This is a genomic window from Pseudomonas sp. HUK17, assembly GCF_001566765.1.
This window is the reverse complement of record NZ_LSMW01000005.1, coordinates 23,960-36,324: the sequence shown is the minus strand read 5'-3', so window position 1 is coordinate 36,324 and position 12,365 is coordinate 23,960. Positions and strand designations below refer to the sequence as shown.

The 12,365-nt window shown below is 64.0% G+C and carries 13 protein-coding genes; 6 read left to right on the top strand and 7 right to left on the bottom strand.

Annotation, left to right across the window (positions count from 1 at the left end; genetic code table 11):
• Positions 1 to 47: 47 nt before the first annotated feature.
• On the top strand, positions 48 to 1,502 hold the full coding sequence (sbcB, locus tag AX284_RS02245) for an exodeoxyribonuclease I (protein WP_068383369.1): 1,455 nt from the start codon (positions 48 to 50) through the stop codon (positions 1,500 to 1,502).
• 269 nt (positions 1,503 to 1,771) lie between these two features.
• On the opposite strand, the gene mvaT is transcribed toward sbcB, so the two are convergent.
• Positions 1,772 to 2,155 carry a histone-like nucleoid-structuring protein MvaT gene (gene mvaT / locus AX284_RS02240; RefSeq protein WP_064307916.1) on the bottom strand — a complete coding sequence of 128 codons (384 nt, stop codon included), beginning with the start codon at positions 2,153 to 2,155 and terminating at the stop codon, positions 1,772 to 1,774.
• A 301-nt stretch (positions 2,156 to 2,456) separates the two neighbouring features.
• Here mvaT and purU point away from each other — a divergent pair, with 301 nt between their 5' ends.
• Positions 2,457 to 3,308 carry a formyltetrahydrofolate deformylase gene (gene purU, locus AX284_RS02235; protein ID WP_017640683.1) on the top strand — a complete coding sequence of 284 codons (852 nt, stop codon included), beginning with the start codon at positions 2,457 to 2,459 and terminating at the stop codon, positions 3,306 to 3,308.
• Positions 3,280 to 3,528, top strand: a complete 249-nt coding sequence (locus AX284_RS12035) for a hypothetical protein (RefSeq protein ID WP_082731494.1) — start codon at positions 3,280 to 3,282, stop codon at positions 3,526 to 3,528. The genes purU and AX284_RS12035 overlap by 29 nt, the downstream gene beginning before the upstream one ends.
• Here the strand turns inward: AX284_RS12035 and AX284_RS02230 are convergent.
• Complete coding sequence (locus AX284_RS02230) at positions 3,516 to 3,737, bottom strand: hypothetical protein (protein WP_017640681.1); 222 nt, start codon at positions 3,735 to 3,737, stop codon at positions 3,516 to 3,518. The genes AX284_RS12035 and AX284_RS02230 overlap by 13 nt on opposite strands.
• Positions 3,738 to 3,855: 118 nt before the next feature.
• A complete protein-coding gene (nadC, locus tag AX284_RS02225) occupies positions 3,856 to 4,704 on the bottom strand; it encodes a carboxylating nicotinate-nucleotide diphosphorylase (RefSeq protein ID WP_064307917.1) in 849 nt (282 codons plus the stop codon).
• A gap of 286 nt (positions 4,705 to 4,990) precedes the next feature.
• On the opposite strand from nadC, the gene AX284_RS02220 reads away from it, so the two are divergent.
• Positions 4,991 to 7,177: a DUF1631 domain-containing protein gene (locus tag AX284_RS02220; protein WP_068383673.1), complete on the top strand. Its 2,187-nt coding sequence runs from the start codon at positions 4,991 to 4,993 to the stop codon at positions 7,175 to 7,177.
• Positions 7,178 to 7,238: 61 nt separating this feature from the next.
• Here the strand turns inward: AX284_RS02220 and AX284_RS02215 are convergent, their stop codons facing one another.
• Positions 7,239 to 8,531, bottom strand: a complete 1,293-nt coding sequence (locus tag AX284_RS02215; protein ID WP_068383367.1) for an NAD(P)/FAD-dependent oxidoreductase — start codon at positions 8,529 to 8,531, stop codon at positions 7,239 to 7,241.
• Between the two features lie 255 nt (positions 8,532 to 8,786).
• A complete protein-coding gene (locus tag AX284_RS02210; protein WP_068383365.1) occupies positions 8,787 to 9,266 on the bottom strand; it encodes an MOSC domain-containing protein in 480 nt (159 codons plus the stop codon).
• An 84-nt stretch (positions 9,267 to 9,350) separates the two neighbouring features.
• Between AX284_RS02210 and AX284_RS02205 the strand changes: the two genes are divergently transcribed.
• Complete coding sequence (locus AX284_RS02205) at positions 9,351 to 9,827, top strand: FAD/FMN-containing dehydrogenase (RefSeq protein ID WP_068383363.1); 477 nt, start codon at positions 9,351 to 9,353, stop codon at positions 9,825 to 9,827.
• Complete coding sequence (gene ampD / locus AX284_RS02200) at positions 9,827 to 10,387, top strand: 1,6-anhydro-N-acetylmuramyl-L-alanine amidase AmpD (protein WP_153015303.1); 561 nt, start codon at positions 9,827 to 9,829, stop codon at positions 10,385 to 10,387. Before AX284_RS02205 ends, ampD begins: the two co-directional genes overlap by 1 nt.
• Here ampD and AX284_RS02195 read toward each other — a convergent pair.
• Positions 10,384 to 11,181 (bottom strand): TatD family hydrolase, encoded by a 798-nt coding sequence (locus AX284_RS02195; protein WP_068383361.1) that lies wholly within the window; start codon positions 11,179 to 11,181, stop codon positions 10,384 to 10,386. The two genes, ampD and AX284_RS02195, sit on opposite strands and share 4 nt — an antisense overlap.
• Positions 11,178 to 12,170 (bottom strand): catabolite repressor/activator, encoded by a 993-nt coding sequence (cra, locus tag AX284_RS02190; protein WP_064307921.1) that lies wholly within the window; start codon positions 12,168 to 12,170, stop codon positions 11,178 to 11,180. The genes AX284_RS02195 and cra overlap by 4 nt, the downstream gene beginning before the upstream one ends.
• Positions 12,171 to 12,365 lie beyond the last annotated feature (195 nt).

Sequence of the window (12,365 nt, the reverse complement as noted above, 5' to 3'; positions counted from 1 at the left end):
AAGGCGCACGACGATGCTAGACTGCGCCGATTCTAGGGGAGGGCGGTGTGACGCAAAGTATCTTCTGGTACGACTTCGAGACCACGGGGATCGATCCACGGCGGGATCGACCGCTGCAGGTGGCCGGGGTGCGTACCGATCTGGACCTCAACGAAATCGAGGCGCCGCTCAATCTGCATTGCCGGTTGAGCGAGGATGTCCTGCCCCATCCGGCGGCCTGCCTGGTCACCGGGATCCTGCCGGCTACCCTGCAGCGGCTGGGGCTGCGCGAGCGCGACTTCGTCCAGCGCCTGCACGAGGAGCTGCGGCGTCCCAACACCTGCACGGTCGGCTACAACAACCTGAGATTCGACGACGAAATGGTGCGGCACAGCCTGTACCGCAACTTTCATGATCCCTATGCCCGCGAATGGCAGCAGGGCAACAGTCGCTGGGATGTACTCGGTCTGATCCGGGCGCTCTATGCCTTTCGCCCGGAGAGCCTGAGCTGGCCGCAGGAGGAGCAGCGCGTTTCCCTGCGTCTGGACCGCCTGACCGTCGCCAATGGCATTGACCATGCCCAGGCCCATGACGCCCTGGCGGACGTCCGCGCGACCCTGGCCCTGGCGCGCCTGGTCAAGCAGCGGCAGCCCAAGCTCTACGACTATCTCTGGACGCAGCGTCAGAAAAAGGCAGCGCTGACGCGTATTCGTCTGCTCGAACCCCTGTTGCATGTCTCTGGGCGCTTCAGCGCCGAGCGGCACTTTCTCGCCCCCGTCCTGCCGTTGGCCTGGCATCCGGTCAATCGCAATGCGCTGATCGTCTGTGATCTTGGTCTGGCGCCGGAGCCGTTGCTGGAACTGGACGTCGAGGCCCTGCGCGAACGCCTCTATACCCGGCGGGAGGCGCTGGCCGAGGGTGAACTACCGGTACCGCTCAAGCTGGTACAGATCAACAAGTGTCCGATTCTGGCGCCCTTCAGCGTGCTGCGCCCGGTGGATACGGAGCGCCTGCAGTTCGATCTGGCAGTCGTCTGGCGGTGCGTCCGGCAACTGCTCGACCAGCGTGCGCACTGGCAACCCAAGGTGCAGGCACTCTATGCCGAGGCGTCCGGCTTTACAGCGCAAGAACAGGATGCCGAATTGAGACTGTACGACGGCTTCATCTCTGCCCAGGAACGGCAACTCTGCGAGCAAGTTCAGCAGTGTCCGGCGGAGCAACTTGGCAGTCGAACGTGGGCGTTCCAGGACGAGCGGCATCCCGAGCTGTTCTTTCGTTATCGAGCGCGCAACTTTTCCGAGTTGCTGACGGCGGAAGAGGGTGCCCGTTGGCGGCAATTCTGTCGGCAGCGACTACTGGGTGAAGACGGCCAAGGCCATATGACCTGCAAGCAGTTCCTCACCTTGACCGAACAACTGCGGTTTGAGGTCGCTGCTGATCTGGTGCCGATTCTCGAGGCCTGGTCAGCCCATGTCAGGGGCGTGATGCAACAGTTGGATAACCCCGTTATCGATGTGACATAAAGTCGCGATAACAGGCGTCGATCAGAGACCTTTGTTAACAGAAAAAGAGTCTGGACCACCACGTCGAGGACAGAATCCAGCCGGCTCTTTATTGCGGCAGCGCAGGCCAGGAGAGGGCCGTGATCAGGATCAAGGTGATTCGAGGGGCTGCCAACGCGAAGGGACGGTGAAGACTGCAGAGACGGCGCCAGGGTTTAAAGCGGCGGAGCCCAAGCTAACCGCGCACCACGCAGGCGAAAAAAACGCCGGCTAGCCGGCGTTTCTTCTGATCAATCCAGCAGGGTTGCCCAGGATTCGACGTCGTCCGAACCCCACTTGGCTTTCCACTCTTTCAGAGTCTTGTGATTGCCACCCTTGGTTTCGATCACTTCGCCATTATGCGGATTCTTGTATTGCTTCACTTTACGAGCACGCTTGGGAGTATTGCCGCTGCTGGACTTAGCAGCGCGCGCCTGGCGTGCGGGCTTGGCTTCGGTATCAAGAATGCCGATGATGTCACGCAGGGATTTCTGATATTCACCCATCAGCGCGCGCAGTTTCTTTTCGAATTCCAGTTCGCGCTGCAGTTTGTCGTCCTCTTGCAGCGACTTCAGGCGCTCCTGCAGTTCCTTGATAGCTTCTTCGGTCTGACGATATTCGTTGATGAGCGACATAAAACGGCCTTTGTTCTGAGTGATGCAGAGATGAAAGTCTGGATCGATCATAGATTGACTATCGGAATAAGTAAACGGTCCGAGTGGCAAGTCGATAATTAAGGCGGCGGTCGTCACAACAAGGGAATTACCAGGAGACGGGCAACTTTCGACCAGATGACAGTGGAACTTGTCCGCCATTACTTGTCCTTTGCAAAGTCTTTACCGTCGCCGTACAGCCATGTGCGGCAGTCCCTTGCGCCGCTCGACGCTGCCCGCGAGTACGCCTAGAATGCAGCCCCTTTTCGTTCGAGGTTGTGCTATGCAAACGTTTCGTCTGGTGATCGCCTGTCCGGACGGGGTAGGTATCGTGGCCAAGGTCAGCAACTTCCTGGCGACCTATAACGGCTGGATTACCGAAGCGAGTCACCATTCGGATACGGAGAGTGGCTGGTTCTTCATGCGCCATGAGATCCGCGCCGATTCACTGCCCTTCGATCTGGCCGGCTTCAGTCAGGCCTTCGCGCCCATTGCGCGGGAATTCTCCATGCAATGGCGAATCACCGATTCGGCCCAGCGCAAGCGCGTGGTGCTCATGGCCAGTCGCGAATCCCACTGCCTGGCCGACCTGCTGCACCGCTGGCACAGCGGTGAGCTGGATTGCGAGATTCCCTGCGTCATCTCCAACCACGACACCCTGCGCAGCATGGTCGAATGGCACGGCATTCCCTTCTTCCACGTGCCGGTCGATCCCGCCGACAAGCAGCCGGCCTTCGACGAGGTGTCGCGGCTGATCGAGCTGCATCAGGCGGATACCGTGGTGCTGGCGCGCTACATGCAGATCCTGCCGCCGGATCTCTGCGCACGCTATGCCCACCAGGTGATCAACATCCATCACAGCTTCCTGCCGTCCTTCGTTGGTGCCAAGCCCTATCACCAGGCGGCGCAGCGCGGCGTCAAGCTGATCGGCGCCACCTGTCACTACGTGACCGAAGAGTTGGATGCCGGGCCGATCATCGAGCAGGACGTGGAACGCGTCAGCCACCGGGACAACGTCGAGGACATGGTGCGCCTGGGCAAGGACGTCGAGAAGATGGTGCTGTCCCGCGGCCTGAGGTACCACCTGCAAGAGCGGGTCATGGTCCATGGCAACAAGACCGTCATCTTCGACTGACAGCGAGCGTCCTGCGGAGCCGGGTACCGCAGCGGCGCCGCCACGGCTGGGCGAGGGCTGCCTCGCCCGCTATGACCTGCAGGCCATGGCGGAGGAGGGCGGCGCCGATTTCAGTGCCGCCGCGGCCCTATGGCGGCAACTGCAGGCACCACAAGACACCGAGGACAGCGCGATAAACGCCACGGACAGTGGGGATACGGACGCGACTCAGCTGTCCTGAGCGGCGGCTTCGGCGCTGGTCTTGGCCTTGAGATCGGCGATCTTGCGCACTTCCGAGGCGAACACCTCGTCCTGCACGGTCGGCCGTTTCTTCCAGGGTTTGCGGTCGGGCTTGGGTTGCGCGGCGTAGGTGACGATTTCGCCACCGTAGACATCCTGATAGCGCTGGGCCTGGCGTTCCAGTTCAGCGCGAAGTTGATCTTTGGTCACGGGTTCGATCTTGTTCGAGTGTCGCGAGAGGCGAGCGGTCGTCAGGACCGCTCGAAGCCGGTGCGCAGGAAGCGCGGCTGCGGAGTCTAGCCGTCGCGACGCCCTTTGCCTATCCCACTCAATCCAGGATGCGCATGGACAGATCGATGGCCTTGACGTCCTTGGTCAGGGTGCCGATGGAGATGTAGTCGACGCCGGTCTGGGCGATGCCGAGCAGGGTGTCCTGGTTGACGCCGCCCGAGGCTTCCAGCTTGGCTTGGCCAGCGGTCAGGGCGACCGCCGTGCGCATGTCGGCCAGGCTCAGCTCGTCCAGCATGACGATGTCCGCGCCTGCGGTCAGGGCCTGTTCCAGCTCCTGCAGACTTTCCACCTCGACCTCCACCGGGCGCCCTGGCGCCAAGTGCCGGGCGGTGGCCACGGCCTGGGCGATGCCGCCACAGGCGGCGATGTGGTTTTCCTTGATCAGGAAGGCGTCGAACAGGCCGATGCGGTGGTTGTAGCAACCGCCGCAGGTGACCGCGTATTTCTGGGCGCGGCGCAGGCCGGGCAGGGTCTTGCGAGTGTCCAGCAGCCGTACGGCGGTGTCCTGCACCAGGTCGGCATAGTGGCGGCAGCGGGTGGCGGTGCCGGACAGCAGCTGCAGGAAATTGAGCGCGCTGCGCTCGCCGGTGAGCAAGGCACGGGCTGGGCCCTGGAGTTCAAACAGCACCTGGTCGGGCGCGACCCGTTCGCCGTCCGCCACCTGCCAGCGGACCTCGACCGCGGGATCCAGCACCCGGAACACCTCGTCGACCCAGGCCGTACCCGCCACCACTGCGGCTTCACGGGTGATGATCCGCGCGCGTGCCTGTTGGTGAGCGGGAATCAAGCCCGCCGTAAGGTCGCCACTGCCGACGTCTTCGCGCAGCGCGGCGGCGACGTTATCGGTGATGACCTGGGCGAGATCGGCAAGGGTAGCGCTGGACATGAAAAGACTCCGAAAAGGGGCTGCAGGAGGCGAGCGGGCAACTTTAGGTGAGGTTGACGATCTGAGATAGACAACGTTGAATTATTTGATGGGCAGGCGCTGACCGACAGGTGCCTTGTGAACCCTGTCATGTACTGTGCAGATGCCGATTGGTCGATGCCTTAGCAGAGCAAATAATGGCACATCGACAACGTTTCACCTCGCGGCCAGGGCGGCCAACGTTGTTCAATGCTCCTGTAGTGGAACGCGATTCAGCCGAACGCAAGAACGGTTGTGGGAGGCGGTGGTGCAGAACGACGTAAATGTGGTTCATTTCAAGGCGCTCGGGGAATCTTCTTCCCGATTGCCTGCTGTGCTTTTACCGGTCAGGGATCGCGCCGCTCAGCGACTCAATGCCTCCTTGCAGCAGCTGTTCGACAACGCCGACGATGCGCTGTTTGAAATGGCCGATCGGGCCGGCAGCAACCAGGAGCAAAGTCTCTACTTCGAAGCGATGCGCGATCTGCGCCTCAGACGCAAGAGCATCGAGCGCAGCTTTCTCCAGCAGTATTTCGAGCGCTTCGCCGCCCTGAACAATCTGGTCGGCAGCAAGCCGGAAATGCGTCTGGACAGCGTCTCCTACGAAGACCTGAGTCTGGTGCAGAACGATGCCCTGGAAGAGAGCGTCGCCGTGGACACCATGGTGGCCAAGGCGCTCAGCAATAACGCCATGGCCATCAGCCACCTGACCATCAGATTCAACACCCAGCTGGCCAGCAAGCTGGATGATTCGACCCATCCCCTGGGGCCACGCCGGCTGTGCGAGGCCTTCGTCGAGGCTTGCCGCGATCTCGACACCGACATCAAGGTCAAGCTGATCATCTACAAGCTGTTCGAGCGCTTCGTGCTCAACGGCCTCGGTCAGCTGTACGCGGAATCCAATCGGCAATTGGTCGATGCCGGGGTATTGCCCCAGCTCAAGGCCATTCCCCAGCAGGTACCGAATCGCTCGGCCAAGGGCTATAGCGGGCGCACCCCGGCCCACGTCAACGGCGAAGACGATGGCCAGGAGCTCTTTGGCACCCTGCAGGGCCTGCTGGCCCAGCTGCGCACCCCGGGCAGCGCCACCCTGGGTGGCGGCATGGCGGCCGATGACGGTGCCGCCACCGGCGATGGCCAGGTCATCACCAGCTACGACCTCATGCGCCTGCTCTCTCACCTGCAGCAGCAAATTTCCAGCCAGTCCCTGGATGGCTATGACCTCAAGGCGCAACTGGGCGTGGCCCTGGGCCGCATCAGCGAGCGCTCGGGTCGAAAGCGCGTGGTGGGGCAGGTCGACGAAGACGTCATCAATCTGGTGGCGATGCTGTTCGAATTCATTCTCGACGACCTCACCCTGCCGGATTCGCTCAAGGCGCTGATCGCCCGGTTGCAGATTCCCATGCTCAAGGTGGCGGTCCTCGACAAGACCTTTTTCAGTCGCGGCAGCCATCCGGCTCGGCGACTGCTCAACGAGATCGCCGCCGCTTCCCTGGGCTGGGGCGAGCAGAGCGATCTACAGCGCGACGGTCTCTATCAGAAAATCGAGCAGATCGTGCAGCGCCTGCTGTCCGACTTCGTCGACGATCCGGAGATCTTCGCTGAGCTGTTGGCCGACTTCATGGCCTATGTCAGTGACGAGCAGCGTCGCAGCGAATTGCTCGAACAGCGTACCCGCGATGCCGAGGAGGGCCGGGCACGGGCCGAGATCGCACGCCTGCAGGTCGAGCACGTCCTGAGCCAGCGCCTGCAGGAACATCAGCTGCCGGCCGCCGTGCAACGCGTCCTGCGCGAAGCCTGGAGTCAGGTGCTGTTGCTGACCTGCCTGAAGCAGGGTTACGACTCCAGCGAATGGCGGGCGGCGCTCAAGACCATGGACGATCTGATCTGGAGCATCCAGCCCCACCACGACGTAGCGTCGCGCCAGCGTTTGCTGGAGATGGTGCCTGGGCTGCTCAAGGCACTGCGGGAAGGCCTGGCCAGCGCGGCCTTCGATCCGTTCTCCACCTCCGAATTCTTCACTGAACTCGAATCCCTGCACGTCCAGACCTTCCAGCAGACTCGTCCCGAGTTGGCAGAAGTGGCGGCGGTGGAGGCCGCGGTCGCAGTGCCCGTACCGGCGCCTGCCGCTGAGCCCTTCGAGCTGCCTCGCGCGGAGCGGATCACCGGATTGACCGGTGACTCCCTGGAGTGGGTGGATAGCCTGTCGGTGGGCGCCTGGCTCGAAATCCTCGATGTCGAGCAGAAGCTGCGCTGCAAGCTGGCCGCGGTCATTCGCCCCATGGGCCGCCTGGTGTTCGTCAATCGCACCGGCATGAAGGTGCTGGACCGCACCCGTGAGGAACTGGCGCTGGATTACCAGGAAGGCCGGGTACGGCTGCTGGACGATGCCCTGCTGTTCGACCGGGCCATGACCTCGGTGATCGGCAGCCTGCGGGGGCAGTCGCCTTCCTGAGGTCGCTGCGACAGTAAAAAGCCGTCCCAAGGGACGGCTTTTTTGTGCGTGAGCCAAGGGCCTAGTGCAGCTTCAGGCGTGGCTCGGTCTTGCGTCTCAGGTGGTCGCCGGCAAACAGCGCCAGGGCACGCAGCGGGCCATAGAGGGCGACCTGGTGCATGCGGTAGAGCGAGACGTAGAAGGTCCGCGCCAGCCAGCCTTCCAGGGTCAGGCTACCCAGGGCGCCGCCCATGAGATTGCCGACCGCGCTGAAGCGCGACAGCGAGATCAACGAGCCATAGTCCTTGTAGACGTAGTCGGGCAGCGGCTTGCCTTCCAGGCGGGCCTTGAAGGTCTTGACCAGCAACGAGGCCTGCTGGTGAGCGGACTGCGCCCGGGGCGGTACGGTACGGGTGTCGCCGGGGGTCAGCGGGCAGGCCGCGCAGTCGCCGAGCGCGAAAACATTCGGGTCGCGGGTAGTCTGCAGCGTCGAGTTGACCACCAGCTGGTTGATGCGGTTGGTTTCCAGCCCCGCCAAGTCCTTGAGAAAGGCCGGAGCGCGGATACCGGCAGCCCAGACCTTGAGACTGGCCGGGACGAATTCGCCCGCGGTCTGCAGGCCGTCGGCGCGGACTTCCTTCACCGCCGAGCCGGTCAGCACCCGCACGCCGAGTTCTTCCAAGGTACGGTGCGCCTGGCCGGCGATGCGTTCGGGCAGCGCCGGCAGGATGCGCGGACCAGCCTCGACCAGGGTGATACGCAGGTCTTCGGGGCGGATGCGATCCATGCCATAGGCCTGCAGCTCTTCGGCGGCGTTGCGCAGCTCGGCCGCCAGTTCCACGCCGGTAGCGCCGGCACCGACGATGGCTACCTCGATGTACTCACCCGGCTGCTCGCTGACGTGGGCACGCAGATAGTGGGTCAGCAGCTTGCGGTGGAAGCGTTCGGCCTGGGCACGGGTATCGAGGAAGATGCAATTTTCCGCGGCGCCCGGGGTGCCGAAATCGTTGGTGGTGCTGCCGATGGCCAGCACCAGGGAGTCATAGCCGATCTCCCGCTCCGGAACCAGGATGGCGCCATCGTCCTCGATCGCGGCCAGCTGCACCTTGCGGCGCTCGCGATCCAGGCCGGTCATGCGTCCGAGCTGGAAGTCGAAATGGTTCCACTTGGCCTGGGCGACATAGCTCAGCTCGTCCTCGGTGGAGTTGAGGGAGCCGGCGGCCACCTCGTGCAGCAGGGGTTTCCACAGGTGGGTGGCATTGGCGTCGATCAGCACGATCTGCGCCTGGTCGCGCTTGCCCAGGCTACGGCCCAGGCGGGTAGCCAGTTCCAGGCCGCCGGCGCCGCCGCCGACGATAACGATGCGATGGGTCATGGAGAGCACTCTTAGAGAAGAAAAGCCTTGGCCGGACCGGGCGCGTCGCCGCAAGCGGGCGCAGTCCCGGGCCGGTGGAATCTGGGGTCGTCGGAGCGCGCGAGAATCGAGTCATCTAGCAGAGAAGATGGGCGAAAAGTCATCACTTTCAAGGGAGGCAGCCTGCATCTGCTCTGGCAAGGACGTACGCGGCGACGAGAGGTCGCGCTAGTTTAACCGGGCTGGCCCGGCCATTCGACCCTAGGGAAACTGGGGTCAATCCAACACCTGTACTCGATCACCCAGGCGGATGATGCCGCTCTCCAGCACCCGGGCGGTGAGTCCGCCATGACCCCGCATGGCCTGGAAGGTACCTGCGCCCAGGCGTTCTTCCAGGCGCGCGCAGGGCTGGCACCAGCCGGTGGTTTCCAGCACCGCCTGGCCGATGCGGAAGCGGCGATTCTTCAGGCTGAAGAGATTGATTCCGGCGATGGCCAGGTTGCGTCTGAGATCGGCCGGCGCCACGGGCGTGCCGATCAGGGCCGCGACCACTGGCAGATGCTCCCATTGAATGAGGGTGACCTGGCGCTGGTTGCGTGGGGTAGGGCGGGCATGATCGCCGGTAAGACCCGCATCCCGGCGCGCCTCCACGGCCTCGATCTCGACCATGGGCGCGCGCGAGGCGGGTCGCACACCGATCCAGCGCACCTCGCCGGACTGGGGAACCTGGGCGAGCAGTTCTTTGAGCGGAATCATGGGGCTCCTCGATGCGATGGGTGGTGCCAGCCTGAGCGGTAGGGCAGGATAGCGGCCCTGATAGATCGCTCAAGAGAGGATGCCATGCGCGCAAGAGTTCTGGCGTTGTTGCTGTCGTGTCTGTTGCTGCCGCTGTCCGCCCTGGCGCTCGAACCGGGTGAGCGGGTGGCGCCCTTCACCCTGCTAGATCAGCGTGATCGGCCCTATACCTTCGACGACCAGCTGCAGGTGTTGCTGGTGGCGCGCAGCATGACTGGCTCGGGGCTGGTCAAGGAAGCCATGCGCGAGCAGCCGGCGAACTATATCGACGGCACCCGGGTGGTCTATGTCGCCGACATCAGCAGCATGCCGGCGGCCATTACCCGGATGTTCGCCGTGCCGGCCATGCGCAAGTACGGCTATCGGGTACTGCTCGATCGCGAATCGCGCATCGTGCCGCGCTTTCCTGGCGATGCCAGCAAGGTGCTCTGGGTGACCCTCGACCATGGCCGCTTTGTCAGCCAGCGCGAATTCAGCGACGCCAATGCCCTGCGCGACGCGCTCAAGGCCAAGGCCCGTTGATGGACGGGGTGTTCGTCGATGGCTGGTATCGCGAGGCGCGGCTCTGTCCTTCGCCCAACCACAACGAACGCCCGGCAGGGACAGAGGTGTCCCTGCTGGTGATCCACAACATCAGCTTGCCGCCCGGGCAATTTGGCACCGGCTGCGTCCAGGCCTTCTTCCAGAACTGCCTGGATCATTCGGCCCATCCCTTCTTTGCGGAGATCGCCGAACTGAAGGTGGCGGCGCACTTTCTCATCGAACGCGACGGGGTGGTCACCCAGTTCGTGTCCTGTGAGCAACGCGCCTGGCATGCCGGCGTCTCCTCCTTCGAGGGGCGCGAGAACTGCAACGACTTCGCCCTGGGCATCGAGCTGGAAGGTACGGACGACCTGGCCTACACCGACGCCCAGTACCGCGCCCTGGGACGGCTGACGCGGGCGTTGCAACGCGCCTATCCGGCGATCACTGCCGAACGTATCCAGGGCCACAGTGACATCGCCCCCGGACGCAAGACCGATCCGGGCTCGGCGTTCGACTGGCCGCGTCTACATGCCGAGCTGCAGGGCCACGAGGCCTAGCGCAGGCGATCCGCTTCCCAGCCGAACACCGCGCAGGCATTGCGCGTGGTGGTCGCTGCCAGCGTCTCAGGCGAGACCTGCCACAGCGGCGCCAGAGCCGCGCAGATGGCCGGCAGATGGGTGGGGCTGTTACGCACGTCCGGGTGCATAGCGGGTGGCATGTCCGGGGCGTCGGTCTCCAGCACGATGTCATCCAGGGGCAGTTGCGGCAGCACGCGCTGCAGGCGCCTGGCCTGGGGCCAGGTGGGCGCGCCGCCCAGACCTATCTTGAAGCCCAGACGCAGATACTCGCGGGCTTCCTCGAAGCTGCCGGAAAAGGCGTGGGCGATGCCGGCCCGGGGTGGCTTGAGGCGTTTCAGGATCTTGACCACATCGGCATGGGCGCGGCGCACGTGCAGCAGCACCGGCAACTCCAGCTCCATGGCCAGGCGCACCTGCTGTTCGAAGAACCAGGCCTGGCGCGCCTTGTCGGGCGTCTCGATGAAATAGTCCAGCCCGATCTCGCCCAGGGCGCAGAGCCGGGGATCGGTTCGACGTTCCAGGCAGAAGGCCCTGAGCGCCTCGATATCGGCCTCCTGGTGGCGCTGCAGGTATAGCGGATGCAGGCCCGGAGCCGCATAGAGGCCGTCATGGGCTGTTGCAACCCTCCAGAGTTGCGGCCACTGGCTGCGCTCGACACCGATCAGTACCTGGCGCACCACGCCGAGTCGCGCGCAGTCGGCCAGCAGCGCCGCCCGTTCGGCGTCGAAGCCCGGATAGTCCAGGTGATTGTGGGTGTCGATCAGCAGGCTCATGACAGGCGGCGTTTGAGGACCCTCGGGATGGCTTGGACACCGGGCAGGTAGTGGTCGTTTTCCAGGGCGTCCAGCATCAGTTCCAGGGCGCGCTCGGTGATGACCTCGTGCTGCTGGGAAATGGCGTTGACCTTGAACGGCAGGTAGTCGAGCAACTGGGTGTCGCCAAAGGTGGCCAGGCGCAGGGTGTCACCCGCGGCCAGCGGATGATCGCGCAGCACGTCCAGCACACCCTGCAGCAGGACGTAGGAGGTGGTCAGCAGGGCCTCGGGCCAGTGGCCGAGTTCTTCGATCATGGCCAGCGCCTGGGTGCGGCCGCCGTCGCGGCTGTAGTGAGGGGCATGACGCTCCCAATGGCGCGCTGGGTGATCGGCGAGGGCGGCAGCGAAGCCGGCGGCGCGCTCGCGGCTGATGACCAGGTCCGGACGCGCCCCGATCAGGGCGATGCTATGGGTATCCGGGGTCAGCAGGGTGGCGGCCAGCTGCCGCCCGGCGGTGTGGTCGTCGCTGACCACCGAGCAGAACTGCGCGGGATCGAGTTGGCGGTCGATGGCGATGATCGGGATGTTGTGTTCCTGCAGTTGCCGGTAGGGCGCGTCGTCCTCGGCCAGGCTACTGGCGGTGAACAGGCCGTCGCAGCGGCGGGCACGAAACAGCGCGATGAGCTGGCGCTCGCTGTCGGGATTGTCGTCGGTGCAGGCGATCAGCAACTGGTAGCCGCGGGCCCGTGCCCGTCGTTCCAGCTGCTTGGCGAGGCGTGCATAGCTGGGGTTTTCCAGGTCGGGCAGCAGAAAGCCCAGGGTGTGGGTCGCCCCGCGGCGCAGGCCGGCGGCGCGCTGATCAGGCTGATAGCCGTGGGCCTCCACCACGGCCATGACCCGCGCCACGGTCGCGGCGCTGATGCGCCTTTGCGCCGCCTTGCCATTGATGACATAGCTGGCGGTGGTAAGGGATACGCCGGCCAATTGGGCGATGTCGCTGAGTTTCACGCCTGTTCCTCATCGGACCTGAATCGCCTGTGCTGTACGCCATGAACGAGACGGTCTTTATTGTGTGTTGTGCTTCAAGGATCGGCGATTATCGAGTAACGTTCCAGTCCCATTGGGTGAAACGTTTCAGCTTTCTGTTGTCCGAGGGCTGGCACGAATCTGCCAAGGGCCCTGCCACGCCTCTCCGGGCGCGAT